This window comes from uncultured Gordonia sp. (assembly GCF_937858515.1).
GTDB lineage: Bacteria > Actinomycetota > Actinomycetes > Mycobacteriales > Mycobacteriaceae > Gordonia.
This window is the reverse complement of record NZ_CALLZT010000005.1, coordinates 1-16618: the sequence shown is the minus strand read 5'-3', so window position 1 is coordinate 16618 and position 16618 is coordinate 1. Positions and strand designations below refer to the sequence as shown.

The window sequence follows — 16618 nt, the reverse complement described above, 5'->3', positions numbered from 1 at the left end:
CGGGGGCGGGGCGCCCGCCCCCCGCGCGACCCCGCCCCCCCCCGCCCCCCCCGCCACGCCTGCGAACGCGGCTCGGCCGGCGGCCGCCCCCACCCCGGCCGGACCGATCGGTCTGCGGTCGGTGACGCTCGCCGACTACTCCGGGCAACCCGCCGACGGCACGGTCTACCTGCCGAACGTGATCAGCGGCGCGGCGCCGCCGTGGCAGACCGACAACTACCAGGGCAGTCCGGCCTTCGGTGGACTCAAGACCGGTATGGGGCTGATGTTCGCGCTGAACAAACCGCAGGCGGTCAAGTCGGTCACGATCCGCACCAGCACACCCGGGTTCGATGTGTCGGTACGTTCGTCCGCATCGGCGACGCCGGGCGGGCTGGACAACACCCGCGAACTCGCGACGGTCCGCGTCGCCGACCGCACGACGACCATCCCGATCACCGGCGCGGCACCGACCAGCCACGTGCTGGTCTGGATCAAATCGTTGCCGCCGAGCCCCGACGGCGGGTACCAGGCAACCATCTCCCAGATCTCGATGACGGGGTAGCGCCTTTCGTATCCAGTTTCTCCCCAGACCCGGCCCACTGCGGCCGGGTCTTTTTGTATCTCCGGAATCTGCTGCGGCCCAAGCTATCCAGCGAGTTTGAGCCCGATTCGCAGCAGCGCTACCGGATTCGGGGGACCCCTTGCGCACGAAGCTATCCACAGAGTTGCCCACAACTGTGGATGGTGGGCTGCACCAACGGTTTACATATCACCGGGTGCACTAAGCTCTGAACAGGGAGCGGGGGAAGGGTGCAAGTGACCGGAGATGAAGAACTGCTGTACGCGCACGTGGCCGGTGATCCGGATGCGTTCACCGCGCTCATCGAACGTCACCACAGTCATCTGTGGGCGGTCGCCGTCCGCACCTGCGGTAACCCGCACGACGCGGCAGATGCCTTGCAGGAGGCCCTCATCAGTGCCTACCAAACTGCCGACCAATTCCGCGGTGAGGGCTCGGCAGGCGGTTGGCTGCACCGTATCGTCGTCAATTGTTCACTGGATCGATTGCGGCGCAACAAACTTCACCGGATCATCCCCATTGCCGACCCGGAAACCGCACCGTTTGCCGACCCCTCCGACCACATGGCCGGTGTCGATCTGTCCCTGTCGATCGGTGATGCCCTGCACCAACTCACCGACGAGCAGCGCGCCGTCATCATCGCCATCGATGTCGAGGGACTCCCCCTCGCCGAGGTCGCCCGGCGCCTCGATCTGCCCGTCGGCACCATCAAGAGCCGCAGTTCACGCGCCCGGGCCCGGCTCGCCCGGCTCCTCGGCCATCTCGTGGACCCCGACATGGACGTAGGAGGGATCGTCGATGCACGAGCACCCCAACCCACCTGACCCCAGCGCCAGACCCATGCCCGCCTACCCCGTCGAGTTGCTTGCCGACCTGCACGCGGGCATCGTCGACGAGGCCACGGCCGCACACATCCGCACACATCTCGACGACGACGCCAGGGCTGTCCTGGCGGCGCTCGATCGTACGGTCGCCGACCTCGCGGCCTGGCCGGTGGCGCCGGAGGAAGTGCCCGACGAGGTCCTCGCCAGGTCACGAACCACCCTGGCCGGTCTGTCCGCGCGGCGGGAACCCGCCAGTGCACCGAACAATGCCGATCCGCCCGACCACAAGGTGCCCAACAATGTCGTCGACATCGCGCGGCGGCCGCGCCGTGGCAAGCTGATCATCGCCGCAGCGTCGATCGCGGCAGTCGCCGCGGGAGGGATCACGGTCGCGGCGTTGACAGCCGGCTCCGAGCCGGCCACCGATCCACCGCAAGGCACCCTGATTGCCCTGTCACCGGCCGAACGCGCCGCCCTGCTGACCGCGCTCGGCTCACGAACACCGGCCTTCCCCGACGACGCCGGCCGGCGCGGATGCACGCGAGCCCACGGCATCGCCGACGACGTGCCCATCGCCGGATCCGCGCCCGTGCGCCTGCGTGGACGCGACGTCGTCGTCATCCTCGTCACCACCGGCATGACGGGCCGTTTCACCGCCCTGGTCGTCGGCCCGGAGTGCGGTCCCGGCAACCCCGCCACCATCGCCGAAACGACCATCGGCGGGTGACCGCGTCACGGGTCGGGGGATGAGTGCATCCGGCCGCAGGGAACATGACCGCATACGCTTACGTTGTACGAGCCGGAACCGGCGGATAGCCGTCCCGGTGGTAGAAGCCTGGGCAGCACACCGCAGCACGGAGGAATTGATGACCAACACCGACACCGAACACACCAGCGACGCCCCGATCCACGACGTGATAATCGTCGGGTCCGGACCCGCCGGGTACACGGCGGCCGTCTACGCGGCCCGTGCCGAGATGTCGCCGGTGCTGTTCGAGGGCACCCAGTTCGGCGGCGCGCTGATGACCACCACAGAGGTGGAGAACTATCCGGGTTTCCGCGAGGGTATCCAGGGACCCGACCTGATGGACGAGATGCGTGAGCAGGCGCTGCGCTTCGGCGCCGACCTGCGTATGGAAGATGTCGACGCACTCCGGCTCGACGGGCCGGTCAAGGAGGTCGAGGTGGCCGGCGATGTGCATCGCGCCCGCGCCGTCATCCTCGCCATGGGGGCGGCCGCACGCTACCTCGGCGTCCCCGGCGAGCAGGAACTGCTGGGCCGCGGTGTGTCATCCTGCGCCACCTGCGACGGGTTCTTCTTCAAGGATCAGGACATCGCGGTCATCGGCGGCGGCGACTCGGCGATGGAGGAGGCCACCTTCCTCACCAAGTTCGCGCGCAGCGTCACCCTCATCCACCGCCGCGAGGAGTTCCGCTCGTCCAAGATCATGCTCGAACGCGCCCGTGCCAACGAGAAGATCCGCTTCGTCACCAATGCCACCGTCGGCAAGGTGTTGGGCGAGAGCTCCGTCACCGGCCTCGAGCTCATCGACACCGTGACCGGAGCGACCAGCACCCTGGACGTGACCGGCATGTTCGTCGCCATCGGCCACGACCCGCGTAGCGAACTCGTCCGCGGCCAGGTCGACCTCGACGATGAGGGATATGTGCAGGTACAGGGCCGCAGCACCCACACCTCGCTGCCCGGCGTGTTCGCCTGCGGCGACCTCGTCGACCACACCTACCGGCAGGCGATCACCGCTGCCGGCAGTGGTTGCGCGGCCGCCATCGACACCGAACGCTGGCTTGCCGATCAGCACACCTCACTTGAGGACCACACCTCACTCGAGGACACAGCACTCCAGGACACCGATCCGGTGGCCGCTGCCGCCGTCGGCGTCTGAGCCGGATACCCCCGAAACCTCTCATCCCAACCCCAGATCACCCAATCCAGAGGAGGCCCACATGGGCGCCAACACGATCACCGTCACCGACGACACCTTCGCCGCCGAGGTGCTGCAGTCCGACAAACCCGTCCTGGTGGACTTCTGGGCCACCTGGTGCGGCCCGTGCAAAATGGTCGCGCCGGTTCTCGAGGAGATCGCCGGTGATCACGCCGACAAGCTGACCATCGCCAAGCTCGACGTCGACGCCAGCCCGGCTGTCGCACGTGACTTCCAGATCATGTCCATCCCGACGATGATCCTGTTCCAGGACGGCAAACCGACCAAGACCATCGTCGGCGCCAAGGGCAAGGCTGCGCTCCTGCGCGAGCTCGACGGCGTCGTCGGCTCCTGATCGCCGGCTCACCGGACTGCCAGGTCACCGGACTGTTCGCACCGACTCGCCGGTTCTCGGACAGTCCGGTGATTTTCACCCGCTGCTAGAATTGGCGGCGCCGCCACCACCTGGGACAATCTGAGACAATGCAGATCGGCCCAGCGCTCATACACGGGGTGTGAGTTGTGCACGGGGTGGGCCCGGACGGCAGCAAGGAGCGCTCGATGCGGATCTACCGGCGTGGTGACGAGGGCTCGGGCGTTTCCGAAATCAGGTCGATCCTCGCCGGTCGTGGACTTCTCCCCGCAGTCGGATCTGAAGACACAGGCATCTTCGATGATGCATGCGACCATGCGGTGCGCGCTTTCCAGCAGGAACGCGGACTGATAGTCGACGGTGTCGTCGGACCGGCCACCTATCGGGTACTGCGCGAGTCGTCATACAAGTTCGGTGCCCGCGTTCTGTTGTATCGCCTGTCGGCGCCGATGGCCGGCGACGATGTGGCGACCCTGCAATCACAGCTACAAAACCTGGGCTACTACACCGGTCTGGTCGACGGAACGTTCGGTGAGACCACCCACAACGCTTTGTGTCTGTATCAGAGTGAGTACGGCCTGGCTTCCGACGGAATCTGTGGACCGTCGACACTGGTTTCACTCCAGCGTCTCGGCAGCCGTGTCACCGGCGGATCCCCGTATGCGATCCGGCAGGAGGAGCACGTGCGGAGTTCGGGCCCGCAGCTCTCGGGTAAGCGGGTCCTCATCGACCCGGGGTCGGGCGGCACGCATGAGTTCTCCACCGGCGCGATGGCCGATCTCGAGTCACAGATCCTGTGGGACTTGGCTTCCCGCCTCGAACGGCGCATGGCCGCGGCCGGAATGGAGACATACCTCTCCCACGACGGTCATGGCACACCCACCGACGAGGATCGGGCCAAGGTCGCCAATCAGGTGGGTGTCGACCTCACCATTTCTTTGCGGTGCGCCCACTATCCGAATGAACGAGCTCACGGCGTCACCACATTCTATTTCGGCAATTCGCACGGTTCTTTTTCCACCATCGGACGAGAATTAGCGCAGTTCATTCAGCGTGAAATAGTGGCCCGCACCGATCTCATGGACTGCCGTACTCATGAACGCACGTGGGAACTGTTGCGGCTCACCAAGATGCCGGCCGCATTGATCGAGATCGGCTACATCACCAACAGCGCCGATGCGGCGGTACTGAGCGATCCGCAGTCTCGCGACACCATCGCCGAGGCCATTCTCGTGGCCGTCAAACGCGTATATCTACTCGGCGAGAATGATCAACCGACAGGTACTTACACCTTCGCCGATCTCCTCGCGGCCGAGGGAACCAACTACTAACACCGCGTACCCCACCCCACCGGTTGAGGTACGAAGAGCCCCTAGGCGATGAGCCTCGAAACCCCGTAGAACAACACTGTCCCTTTCACCCAATTATCAACCGCGACAACGGAATCCGGTCACCCCCGCGCCGACCTCCGCACCCTGACGCATCGACAGATCGACCGCGGCCTTCATCACCAGCTTCTCCAACGCGCTCTCCACCTCGGCCTTCCAACTGAGGCCTTCGTCGAGCTCAAGTCGCAACCGCGGAAACTTGGGATCGGATGCGACAACGTCAAATCCGTTGTCTTTCAAGAAATCTGCGTCAATAATGCATTCCGCACAGTATTCGCCGACTCCCGGCAACACGGGATCGTTTCTCAAGACGATCGGATCATCTGGCAGCACAGGAGCATCGAGAATCTCCCTGGCGACCTCGGCGATCGTTTCCTCGGTCCACTCGGCGATATCCGACGGAATCGACGTCACGGACGGCGGACGGCGGACCGGCGTCTGTCGGCCTTGTACCGTGCCGGCCTGACCAGCCGTGAACCCGGAGTCCGACAACGCAGATTCGTCGGCAGACCGGACAATGCCGAATGCTTCGATTGCCCGCACACCGCGCCTGATGAGATCGGTGATCACCGAATCCAACAGACCCAGTGCGCTGTCCTCGAATCCCGGTTCGGTACGGATAGCTGTGAGCAGAACCGCGTCGGCACTCACCGGGGAGGTGGGAAAGTGGTGTGACCGTGGCACCCGTCCCGGCGGTGCGTAGAAGGCGGCACCGACGACGTGTCCTGTGGTCGATTCGGTGGCCAGCTGTCCGCACGTGCCCCACTCCAGGAGCAATCCGGAGATCCACGCCTCCTTGTCGAACTCGCTGCGGAATCCCTCGATGGGGGCGGGTGTTGCAGGCTCGACCTCCCAGAAGACACACTGCCGTGAATGCTTGGGTAGGCGCTCGAACATCTCAAGGTCCAGACTTGATACGGTCACTGCCATCGAACAGCACTCTCGTCAGCACCGATGCCCCGGATATCACGAATCTTGGCTATTCCCAGTGTCTTTGGTTTCACCATCAATTCGCCTCCACCCTTCTGCACCCCTCTACGTCACAGTGACGTTTCTATCGTTAACCCTTGAACCCGCTCATACGGACGTCAGAAGGCCACACATACGAAGTCTCCGCCGGTACGAGCGTCATCCCTGATCGATCACTCCCATGATCCTCTCGAGGTCGTCCACTGACCCGAACTCGACGACGATCCGGCCTTTCTTCTTACCCAGGCTAACCGTCACCCGCGTATCCAGCCGATCAGACAGCCGCTCGGCGAGGTCCTGCAAACCCGGCATCTGCATAGGCTTACGGCGCACAGGAGGCGTAGCGGGAGTACCGTCCCGATTGGCGAGCATCACAGCCTCTTCTGTGGCACGAACCGACAATCCCTCGGCGACGATGCGCGCCGCGAGCGCCTCCTGAGCGTCGGCACCGGCCTCCAGCGACAGCAACGCACGCGCATGGCCTGCCGACAGCACGCCGGCGGCCACTCGTCGCTGAACCGGAACCGGCAGTTTAAGGAGCCTGATCATGTTGCTGATCACCGGCCGTGAACGGCCGATCCGACGGGCGAGCTCCTCGTGCGTCACCTCGAACTCTTCGAGAAGCTGCTGATACGCAGCCGCCTCTTCGAGCGGATTGAGCTGTGCTCGGTGGATGTTCTCCAGCAGCGCATCCCGAAGCATGTCGCTATCGGCGGTCTCTCGGACGATCGCCGGGATCAGTTCGAGCCCGGCCACCTTACTCGCCCGCCAGCGACGTTCACCCATCACCAACTGATAGGTGACACCGTCGTCGGTCGGTTCATCCAGCTTGCGGACGACAATTGGCTGCATGAGCCCGAACTCCGTGATGGAGTGCACGAGTTCGGCCATCGCATCCTCGTCGAACACCGATCGCGGCTGATGCGGATTGGGCTGGATCTCCGACGGCCGCAGCTCACGATAGCTTGCAGCGAACGCGTCCGTGGGCGCCGCGTCGTCCACATCTCTCGCCGACGCGCCGACGGACTGGCCCTTCTTGTCGTGCTTGCTCTTGTCGCCCTTTTGGTGCTTGTCGGACTTCGCCTTTCCCTCCGAGGTAGGGGAGGGGGCCTGCTGGTCACCGTTCTCGGACGCCACATCCCTGGATGCGGATTCGGTTGAAGTCGGCTCCGGACCGCGGCCGATGATGACGTCGGCCGCAGCAGTACCCAGACTCGGCCCCTTCGACGCTGTGTCCTCCTCCGGCGGCCCTGTCGGGATCAGAGCCGCGAGCCCTCGGCCAAGTCCGCCTCGCCGGGTCGATGTGTCACGGCTCATCGGTGATCCTCCGCTATCTGGTGTAGGCGAAATCTGGTGTGGTGGGAAAGTGATCGAAACGACGGTGTGACGAGGCATCGCAAACCGTCATCCCGAACTATTCCATGATGCTGCATGGACGGTTCAACAACCGCAGGTATCCCAGGACTGATCAGGTGTGCCGACATGACTACTGCGACAGGTTCGCAACTGATCGTCCCCGACAAGTTCAGCGTGGACCGGTACTTGCGACGGCTCGCTGCGCGAACTCGCGGGAGGCATCGAGATAGCTCATCGAGCCACGTGACCCCGGGTCGTACTCGATGATCGTCATCCCGTACCCGGGTGCCTCGGACACCTTCACACTCCGCGGAATGATCGTGTTGAGAACCTTGCTGCCGAAATGCCGGCGCACCTCCTCGGCGACCTGATCGGCCAGCTTTGTGCGGCCGTCGTACATGGTGAGGAGGATGGTGGATACATGCAGTCGGCGATTGAGGTGCGCCTGCACGAGCTCGATGTTGCGCAGCAACTGGCCCACACCTTCGAGTGCGTAGTACTCACACTGAATCGGGATCAGTACCTCGTCGGCCGCGACCATGGCGTTGACTGTCAGCAAGCCGAGAGATGGCGGGCAATCGATGAACACGTAATCGATCCCGAGTGCGTCGAGCTGGCTACTGTCCAGGGCGCTGCGCAGACGATTCTCGCGAGCAACCAGCGACACAAGTTCTATCTCCGCACCGGCCAAGTCCAGCGTGGCAGGGATGCAGTAGAGATTCTCTTGCGACGGACACTTCTGGGCAGCCTCGGTGAGGGTCGTCTCGCCGAGTAGAAGCTCGTACACCGACTCGATGTTTGCGGCACGGTGGTCGATGCCGAGCGCAGTACTCGCGTTGCCCTGCGGATCGAGATCGACGACCAGCACCCTGATTCCATGCAGAGCGAGTCCGGCGGCCATATTGACCGTCGTCGTCGTCTTACCAACACCACCCTTTTGATTGGCGACCGTGATGACGCGCCGGTGCGGTGGCCTCGGCAGCAGACCGGACGCACCGGGAGTCAGAACGCGACTCGCACGCTCAGCCGCCTTGGCGATCGGTGTGTCGTCGAGGGACTGTCTGGCAAAGCCTTCTCGCGACGTGGTTTCACGTGAAACACCCGGGTCTTGACCGACCACGCTTGGACTCCTTAACCCGATGGGGAATTTGTGCCGAACCCCCGGCACACTCCCTCCATTTTGCGCCCTTGACCGCCGACTTACCAATCCCGCGGCGAGGTGTGCATGAATCGCCGCGCTATCCACAAATCCTGCTGGGCAAACGTGGGGAAAGGGCACCCCTTGTCTCGCTCTTCTCGCAATTCACAGCAGATGCCCGGGCCGACTCTGCGGCCGGAGGAGTTCAAGAAGCACCGGAATGATGTCGCTATCATCTTCAAGCCGGCGCACGATTTCACCGTTTCACGTGAAACCGTGGCGACCGAGGTGAACCTGCCGATCGACCCGGTGACCCCACAATTCACGCCACCCGATTGCACCACCAGACTGGCACACACCGGTCGAAGGTGCCGTGATCGCGACGTCAATTCCTACCGGGATCTTCACTGGTGCGGAGATCCTCGAGCTCGATTACCAAGGGACTACCAAGGACTGCACTGACGTCCCCGCCATGAACCACTCAGAACGACGAACTAGGCCGTCAACCGCTACCAGGCGCCAGTCCGGCCGAGAGCCAATCCTCGGAGTCGTGCGGACAGAACAGCTACTCTGCGGCCCGACCCAGGCTCAAATATCTGTCTGTATGACCACTAGACCCATCTGTCCGTCCCTATGCGCAATGGTCGTCGGATCCGCTGTACAGGCAGCAAGGACGACAACGACCTGCATCACAACGCACCGGCACCGTACGAAGCACGAGGAAGAGACATTCCCTCGACGCTACCTACCCTGACGACGGCACACAGAACACGCGTCACGCATCTGGATCATGCGTCTGGTTCGATTGATCCGGCTGACCGCATTCTGGCTCGGCTCGCTACGGGCCGTTCGACGCGGACGACGTCAGCAGCTCGGTCGGCGAGGCGGGACCGGGGGAGGGGAGTGGTCACGATACCGGTCGTCCTCTGTCCGTTTGACGACAGCGTTCAAGCACTCGGTATCACCGCGGGACCAGGCCGATGTCACGAAGCACAGTTGTCCGGCATCGCAGCCGTGACGCCCATCTTCGTTTCACGTGAAACTTGCGATCAACTCAGCGATGATGGACCGGCAGGTCGGTCGTTGTCCAGACCGGTCATTGCCGCAACGCAAGTGTCCCGACGTAGGCGAGATGTCGGCGGACATATAGGACGGCCCATCGACGGTCACAAGCGCGTTCATGTGTGGTCATGAGGTGGGTCAAGTGGGCCCCGAGTGTGTTCGGCTATTGCCCACTTCGAAGCGGCATGCGAAAAGTCGATCACCCACATCGATGCCGCCGAGCACCGTTCCCGACTACCGCATCCGCACGCATCCACGCCCGCACGACGCCGAAAGCCAGTCCCTGGCACTGGAGGGCGAAGGACCGCACCTGTGGCTAAAGAAGGCCACCACCGACACTGAACGCATGGACCAGAAGACGGCACACTCCACCGACGTGGCCGCCCTACACAACCAATCGACCACAACATGACCAACGTGGACCGTGCGCTGGGATATGCCGCCGTTTCACGGCTGGTCCGCAACCGGCGACCTCGACTCGATCCTGGCCACCAACCACCTCGATGACCCCGCCCACCGCACCACCTCCGAGGAACACTCGACAACGAGGACCAGAAGCCATCAAGACCTTCGACGTCTGGGACCCGGGTGCCTCCTCGATACCGTCCCCACATGCCCGCACTCTGATTCACCCCACCACCGGCAGATTCATGTCCGCCACCGGGCATCCCGACATGATCATCAGCGGGCAGCTTCCATGTCCGCTCCTGGGCAGCTGCAAACGCGAGCAGAGGCAGGATCCGTCGACGACACCCCAGCCAGAACACCCCAGCCAACCGGTCGCGAAGTTGTTCCTTCCGAAAACCACGCAGCGCTAGGGGAGGGGAGGGTGTCTGCCGCGTAGACCGCGAGATTGCGGGTGTACTCCAGATGGAACATCTCGGTCACGACCATCTATCAATGCGCACTCAGCTTGGCGTCGTCATTCGACAGCGTTTCACGTGAAACTATGCAAGACAGGCACAAAGTACCGTGAAACGTCCTACAACGAAGCCACAGCTGAGGGGTGGCACCCGCAACCCTCGCGCGGGATTCGTCGGTCCGTGTTGACGACGCGTGAAAACTGACCCCCTGACGACGGGGTGGCTTCGAGACCTCGTTGCAACACATGCCCCCGGTAGATTCAGGAGTGGTGTTGTCCCGTCGAGTAAAGAAGGGGCCTGGTCGCCGGCCCCAGTCCGTCAAACGCCGCCGGTTCATCGATCTGAGAGAACGAGGCTCGAGCATCAACGCTGCTGCCCGCGAAGTCGAAGTTTCGAGAACCACGAGCAAGAACTGGTCTCGCGGCTACAAGACGTACCGCAACGGGAAGGCTGTCGGCTTCGTCCCGGCACTCGATCGCCTCGCGGTCCGAGCGGTCAGCCCGCAGTACCTGTCACAGGATGAGCAAATCATCATCACCGACCTGAAGCAGGCCGGTCACAGTATCGGGTCGATCGCCCGCGAGCTCGGCCGTGCTCCGTCGACGATCTCCCGCGAAGTACGACGCAACCCCACGCAGGCCCGAGGCCGCACCGGGTACCGGGCGTTCGATGCGCATCGCCAGGCGATCGAGCGGCGCGTCCGTGACTACGATCTGATCGTCGGTCCCAGCCACCGATCGGCCATCGGTACACTCGTCGAACGGCACACACGTACGATCGGACTGATCCACCTGCCCAGCGCCGACAGCAAGACACTACGCCACGCTTTGATCGAGCGGATGGCCGACCTTCCCGCGCACCTACTCCGGTCGATCACCTGGGATCAGGGAACCGAGATGGCGCGGCACCTCGGCATCACCTCTGCCTTCGGCGCCTTGGTCTACTTCTGCGACGCACACTCGCCGTGGCAACGCGGCAGCAATCAGAACACCAACGGGCGCCTGCGTGACTACTTCCCCATGGGGACAGACCTGTCCATCCACAGCAGAGAGCACCTGTCGGCAGTCGACCGAAGATCCTGACCCCAACCCACAACGGTCTCGATCAACAAGCCCACCGAACTCAACCAGACACCCACACCGACCGGCGATCTACCAGCAGCCGCCCAGTCCCACTGCAGCTGACCACACAAACCGACAACACCGACATTGTCAACTACCGGTGGCTTCAAACCTCCTTGACAAATACCGGGTGCTCCCGAACTTCGGCCTGAAGAGTCAGCATCCAATCGATCGTCAGTCGAGAACTTCGATTCGTCAGTCAACCACCCGAATATGCCTTGTCACAGTGACGTTTCTAGCAAGTACTTGCATGAGACCCCCATCCGCACCATTCCTGCCTGTGCCGGCTTACCTAGCACGTCTACGGCGTCGTCGGCGCCCCTAGGTTTCGGTAGCGAGCCTGCCTCATGGCCAAGCGCTGGCGCTCCAACCGTCAGCATGATTGATACGTGTCTCCGGTTGGTACCGCCAGTCTGTTTAGGCTGTTTGGTGGTAGCCGCGTTCTGACTCTTCGATACTGCTACTCCCGAAATTGTTCGGATGTGCGTGCTTGATCGTGACTGGCTTGGCGCATGTCGACTCCGCCGAGGTCGATCCGGCGGGCGGCGGAGGCGCGGCGATCGACGATGGAGTCGACGGTGACTCGGTCGGGAAGTGCGTCTGCCAGTGCGCTGATCCGGCATCAGCCTTCCGTTCTTCATCAGCGCCGGGCACCTCGGCTGACGCCGACGTTGACGACCACAACCCCACCGGTACGAACCTGCCGGAATCCTGGTACCAACCGGTGCGATGCGTCAATGATCGTGATGGGCCCCAATCGTGACAGACCCCAATTGCCGGCGGACCCAATTGCCGGCGGACGACACTCATACCAGCACCTGGCCAGATGGTCGGGCCCGAGGACCGTGCAAGCGGCCGACTGTCCTGCATGACTAACGTGCATTTGGCAGTAGCGTTCTGATAGTCGGGTAGCGGCCGAAGGGACGTAGGTTAGCTGCCGGGAGCTATCCGGTCTTCAGGATCCCGCTACCAGATACGCGTCTACCGCTGTTTCACGTGAAACGACATCCATACCCATCGCAATCCGGTAATCGGTGCACGGCAGCACGATCACGATATTGAGGAGGTACGACGCACACGGTTCCCGGACCGGCCACAATCAGGCGCTTCTGGATCGGTGATCTCGGTCGGCGCAGATGCCGCCAGCGGCAAGTGTGCACACCTACCGCCACGGACTTATCCGGCTCCAGCGCCAATTACGTATGAGCCGAGAGACTCACTGACGTCATCCGTCATCGACGTGACGGCTGTTGCAGTCTTCTGGTGATACCTACACAAACTCTGGACAACCCCGCCCAACATTCCAGTTGCGAGATCAAAGGCCAAGCATATGCGTACACCCCGGTAGGGGAGGGGAGGACAAGACGTAGCCGCATCGGAGCCCCGGTCCGGCTCATACACTTCCCGAACGGCTCCTCGAACGAGGCAATGCACCGCATCAGCGTTGATCACGCGTAGTCGCCGCCCGCTATCTGGCCAAGTCTCAACCTGCCGAATGGACAAACTCGTCAAGACTCTGTGGCATCGACTCGCTGTCGAAGTCCTAGGTCTCCCGGATGGCCGCTGAACCCGACGAGCAGGTCGCCGCGTTCAGGCACCGTCGCATCGATACCGCCAGGCCGTTCGCATTCGCAATCGTCGGCACCTACGCGGTGACGATGAAGGCGGTCGCGATGATCGCTACCGGCATCAACGCTGATGGACACCGCGAGGCCCTGGTCCCGGCTTTCGGCGCGTTCCCAAAGGACGGACGTATGGGCCAGATTTGGTCGAACAACCCAATCGAGCTGCTCAACCACCAGATCCTGCGCCGCACCTACGACTCGGTCGGGATCTTCCCACCCGCGAGACCATCATCGATCTGCTCGGTGCCATCCTCGCGAACAGTCGTTCAGCAGCTTAGGCGCCCCACAACCCCGACAACGGTCCGTAAGACCTGCCGTGTTTCACGTGAAACACGGCAGATAAGATCCCGCCACCACCCATGAGACAGAGCTGCCCAGCATATCGACAAGCAGCTTCTTCTGAAGCATGTCGATCACTCAACGACTCGGAAGTGCCATCGTCACCCGCCTAGCGAAGGACTTTCCCGGTCGGAGTATCAATGCAGGTCCAAGCGCAGTCGGCCTGCGGTGCAAAATGGGCATGACTGCTCTGGCAACGGCTACATCGCCGCCTCGACAGGACCAGACTGTTCACCTTCGTCACCGCCGACACTCACCAAGGAAGAGAACCGACACCTTCTTCGCCGAGTTGGTCGCTCGTAGCCTGGGTGACGTTCGGAAGTTCAGTGGTGACCTCAGAAGACGCCCCGCCGCGCTCATTGAAGCGAACCAGTCCGGTGCCGTGAACCAGTCCGGTGCCGTATGGCAGCGGTACCGCACCCATGACTCCGTGAATCTCAACTCCGCGAATCTCATGAGTGAGTGCTCGAAGAGCCCAATGGCCGGCGGTTAAGGCGACGCTGCACAAACGCACACGACCAACCCACCGCCAGCCGCGGTCCACGAACAATCCAACCGTCTTCTGGAAGACACCGAATTCGAGCCACCCGAAGTCGCCGAACACCGCGGCGATCCCCGCGAAGACATACTCACCTTCACCGCATTGCCCAGTGATGCATGGAGGAGAACCTGGTCCAACAACCCCACCAAACCCCTCAACCGAGGAGGCCAGGCGCCGCACGGTGGGCATCTTCCCCAGCTGCAACACCATCATCCGTTCATCGGCGCGGTATTGACCGAGTACACCCCTGTTGACGACGCGTGAAAACTGACCCCCTGACGACGGGTGAATTTTGACCCCCGTCTGATCAGGAGGATGATTTCAGTGGAACAGTGGGCGGAGATCCGCCGTTTGCATCGCAGTGAGGGTGTGCCGATCAAGGAGATCGCGCGCCGGCTGGGAGTGGCCCGGAACACGGTCCGGGCGGCGTTGGCTGCTGACGAGCCGCCGAAGTATGTGCGGGCGGCGAAGGGGTCGGCTGTGGATGTGTTCGAGCCGTCGATCCGGGCGTTGTTGGCCGAGTATCCGACAATGCCTGCGACGGTGATCGCTGAGCGGATCGGGTGGACCAGGTCACTGACGGTGCTCAAGGACCGGGTCCGGGTGATCCGGCCCGAGTTCCGGGGTGTGGACCCCGCTGATCGGGTGGTCTATGAGCCAGGTGAGTGTTCCAGGTGAGTGTTCACAGTGGGATCTGTGGTTCCCCGACTACCCGATCCCGTTGGGCCTCAACCAGTCTGCGGTGCTGCCGGTGTTGGTGATGACGTTGGCCTAGTCACAGTACCGGCTGGCGATGATGATTCCATCCCGGCTGGCCGGGGACATCCTGGCCGGTATGTGGTTGCTGCTCTCACAGGTCGGTGCGGTCACGAAAAGGCACGAAAGAGGTCGTGTGGGACCGTGAATCAGCGATCGGAGGTAAAGGTAAACCCACTGCTGAAGCGGCAGCGTTCGTGGGAACGCTGGGGACCAGGCTGGAGCTGGCACCACCACGAGACCCCGAGTACCCACCACGAGACCCCGAGTACAAGGGCATGGTCGAACGCAACAACGGGTTCTTCGAAACCTCGTTCCTGCCCGGCCATCGGTTCGAGTCCCCGGCGGACTTCAACACCCAGATCAGCAGTTGGCTCACCGAGCACAGCAACAGACGTAACGCCCGCGCTATCGGCAGGTGCCCGTCCGATCTGCTGGCCGCCGATGTGGCAGCGATGGCCGCGCTACCGACCGTCCCGCCCCGGGTCGGGATTCACGAACGCCGCCGACTGGCCCGGGACTACTGCGTGCCGGTCGCCGGCAACGACTACTCGGTCCACCCGGCAGCGATCGGCCGGTTCGTCGACATCACCGCCACCCTCGACCTCTACGGCGTCACCTTCACCCCCCACAACGTGATCCTTCTCGGACCACCAGGGGTGGGAAAAGCGCACCTGGCAATCGCGCTCGGTATCAAAGCCACCCACAACAGCTACCCGGTCCTGTTCGACACCGCCACCGGCTGGGCCACCCGCCTGACCAAGGCCCACGCCACCGGACGACTGCAACACGAACTCAAACGACTACGCCGCTACCGACTGCTCATCGTCGACGAAATCGGGTACCTACCGTTCGACTCCGACACCGCCAACCTGTTCTTCCAACTCATCGCCAGCCGCTACGAACAAGGATCAATCCTGATCACCTCCAACATGCCCTTCGGCCGCTGGGGCAAAGTGTTCGCCGACGAGATCGTCGCCGCAGCCCTGATCGACCGCCTCGTCCACCACGCCGAAGTCATCACCATCACAGGCGACTCCTACCGCACCAAAAACCGACGCGACCTCGCCAAACACAACCAGTAACAACCACACCGGGGTCAAAATTCAACCGTCGAAAAGGGGCCAGATTTCAGCCGCCGTTGACAGCCCGACGAATAGGGCTGAAGGCCACCAACACGTTGGACTCGAAGTCCTCATCGATACCGACCGACCCTGACCACCGACCTCGACATGCGACCTCGATATGAACCACCAACGGAGGTGGTCACCGATCCGCTGCTACAACTAACACACCTCACCACCGCCACGGAGGATCACGATCCAGCTGCACCGCTACGAGGCAAATGACCGCGCTAGACAGTACGCCGGCGTCACGTGACCAATCTCCATGGATGAGCAGACATCACACGTTTCACGTGAAACACGACCCCATATCTAGCAACGATGTAAAACGATGTAGCTGTGCTCAGCATTACCCCCAAGAGTTCGGTGACGATGTAGTCCGGGTGACCGTGATAGTGGAGCAGCCGTCGCGATCGAACAGGTTGCCAGAGACTTCGGCGTCCACCCGATGACGCCCGGAAATCGATGAGGCCCGCAGCCCTGGCGTGACCCAGCCCTGGCATGACCTTGGCCAAGTCCGCTGATGGCACGTAGCCCTGCTTGGTACGGGTAGTCCGTGTAGTTGGTACCGGTTTTCTACCTAGTTGGTACTGGTGGGTGTTTGGTCGTGTTCTTCTGGCGGCGACGTCGGCAT

13 protein-coding genes and 2 pseudogenes are annotated in these 16618 nt (G+C 62.9%); 12 read left to right on the top strand and 3 right to left on the bottom strand.

Annotation, left to right across the window (positions count from 1 at the left end; translation table 11 throughout):
- The 6 genes and pseudogenes from Q0627_RS00380 to Q0627_RS00355 all read left to right on the top strand — a co-directional run.
- Positions 1-544, top strand: a pseudogene (locus tag Q0627_RS00380) (virulence factor MviN); the annotation flags it as partial.
- Between the two features lie 254 nt (positions 545-798).
- Positions 799-1386 carry an RNA polymerase sigma factor SigM gene (gene sigM / locus Q0627_RS00375; protein ID WP_291012295.1) on the top strand — a complete coding sequence of 196 codons (588 nt, stop codon included), beginning with the start codon at positions 799-801 and terminating at the stop codon, positions 1384-1386.
- Between the two features lie 16 nt (positions 1387-1402).
- Positions 1403-2113 carry a hypothetical protein gene (locus Q0627_RS00370; protein ID WP_291012293.1) on the top strand — a complete coding sequence of 237 codons (711 nt, stop codon included), beginning with the start codon at positions 1403-1405 and terminating at the stop codon, positions 2111-2113.
- A 139-nt stretch (positions 2114-2252) separates the two neighbouring features.
- Positions 2253-3290, top strand: a complete 1038-nt coding sequence (gene trxB / locus Q0627_RS00365; protein ID WP_291012292.1) for a thioredoxin-disulfide reductase — start codon at positions 2253-2255, stop codon at positions 3288-3290.
- Between the two features lie 61 nt (positions 3291-3351).
- On the top strand, positions 3352-3684 hold the full coding sequence (trxA, locus tag Q0627_RS00360; protein WP_291012291.1) for a thioredoxin: 333 nt from the start codon (positions 3352-3354) through the stop codon (positions 3682-3684).
- A 206-nt stretch (positions 3685-3890) separates the two neighbouring features.
- On the top strand, positions 3891-5033 hold the full coding sequence (locus tag Q0627_RS00355; RefSeq protein ID WP_291012288.1) for an N-acetylmuramoyl-L-alanine amidase: 1143 nt from the start codon (positions 3891-3893) through the stop codon (positions 5031-5033).
- 96 nt (positions 5034-5129) lie between these two features.
- Here the strand turns inward: Q0627_RS00355 and Q0627_RS00350 are convergent, their stop codons facing one another.
- From Q0627_RS00350 to Q0627_RS00340, 3 genes are all read right to left on the bottom strand, one after another.
- Positions 5130-6020 (bottom strand): hypothetical protein, encoded by an 891-nt coding sequence (locus tag Q0627_RS00350; RefSeq protein ID WP_291012285.1) that lies wholly within the window; start codon positions 6018-6020, stop codon positions 5130-5132.
- Between the two features lie 198 nt (positions 6021-6218).
- Positions 6219-7376: a ParB/RepB/Spo0J family partition protein gene (locus Q0627_RS00345; protein ID WP_291012283.1), complete on the bottom strand. Its 1158-nt coding sequence runs from the start codon at positions 7374-7376 to the stop codon at positions 6219-6221.
- A 208-nt stretch (positions 7377-7584) separates the two neighbouring features.
- Complete coding sequence (locus Q0627_RS00340) at positions 7585-8535, bottom strand: ParA family protein (RefSeq protein ID WP_291012281.1); 951 nt, start codon at positions 8533-8535, stop codon at positions 7585-7587.
- A gap of 1291 nt (positions 8536-9826) precedes the next feature.
- Between Q0627_RS00340 and Q0627_RS00335 the strand changes: the two genes are divergently transcribed.
- From Q0627_RS00335 to Q0627_RS00310, 6 genes and pseudogenes are all read left to right on the top strand, one after another.
- Positions 9827-10027 carry a hypothetical protein gene (locus Q0627_RS00335; protein WP_291012279.1) on the top strand — a complete coding sequence of 67 codons (201 nt, stop codon included), beginning with the start codon at positions 9827-9829 and terminating at the stop codon, positions 10025-10027.
- A 786-nt stretch (positions 10028-10813) separates the two neighbouring features.
- Entirely contained in the window at positions 10814-11560 is a 747-nt protein-coding gene (locus tag Q0627_RS00330) for an IS30 family transposase (RefSeq protein WP_291012468.1), read from the top strand.
- Between the two features lie 1519 nt (positions 11561-13079).
- A pseudogene (locus Q0627_RS00325) lies at positions 13080-13587 on the top strand (transposase); the annotation flags it as partial.
- 538 nt (positions 13588-14125) lie between these two features.
- Positions 14126-14368 carry a transposase gene (locus Q0627_RS22435; RefSeq protein ID WP_366851720.1) on the top strand — a complete coding sequence of 81 codons (243 nt, stop codon included), beginning with the start codon at positions 14126-14128 and terminating at the stop codon, positions 14366-14368.
- 51 nt (positions 14369-14419) lie between these two features.
- On the top strand, positions 14420-14782 hold the full coding sequence (locus Q0627_RS00315; protein ID WP_291012275.1) for a helix-turn-helix domain-containing protein: 363 nt from the start codon (positions 14420-14422) through the stop codon (positions 14780-14782).
- 275 nt (positions 14783-15057) lie between these two features.
- Complete coding sequence (locus Q0627_RS00310; protein WP_298807122.1) at positions 15058-15945, top strand: ATP-binding protein; 888 nt, start codon at positions 15058-15060, stop codon at positions 15943-15945.
- The last annotated feature ends 673 nt before the right edge of the window (positions 15946-16618 follow it).

Bases quoted from the DNA above. Each gene is read 5' to 3' on its own strand.
- Q0627_RS00370 (WP_291012293.1), top strand. From the start codon at position 1,403: ATGCCCGCCTACCCCGTCGAGTTGCTTGCCGACCTGCACGCGGGCATC.
- trxB (WP_291012292.1), top strand. From the start codon at position 2,253: ATGACCAACACCGACACCGAACACACCAGCGACGCCCCGATCCACGAC.
- trxA (WP_291012291.1), top strand. From the start codon at position 3,352: ATGGGCGCCAACACGATCACCGTCACCGACGACACCTTCGCCGCCGAG.
- Q0627_RS00355 (WP_291012288.1), top strand. From the start codon at position 3,891: ATGCGGATCTACCGGCGTGGTGACGAGGGCTCGGGCGTTTCCGAAATC.
- Q0627_RS00350 (WP_291012285.1), bottom strand. From the start codon at position 6,020: ATGGCAGTGACCGTATCAAGTCTGGACCTTGAGATGTTCGAGCGCCTA.
- Q0627_RS00345 (WP_291012283.1), bottom strand. From the start codon at position 7,376: ATGAGCCGTGACACATCGACCCGGCGAGGCGGACTTGGCCGAGGGCTC.
- Q0627_RS00335 (WP_291012279.1), top strand. From the start codon at position 9,827: ATGCCGCCGAGCACCGTTCCCGACTACCGCATCCGCACGCATCCACGC.
- Q0627_RS00315 (WP_291012275.1), top strand. From the start codon at position 14,420: ATGATTTCAGTGGAACAGTGGGCGGAGATCCGCCGTTTGCATCGCAGT.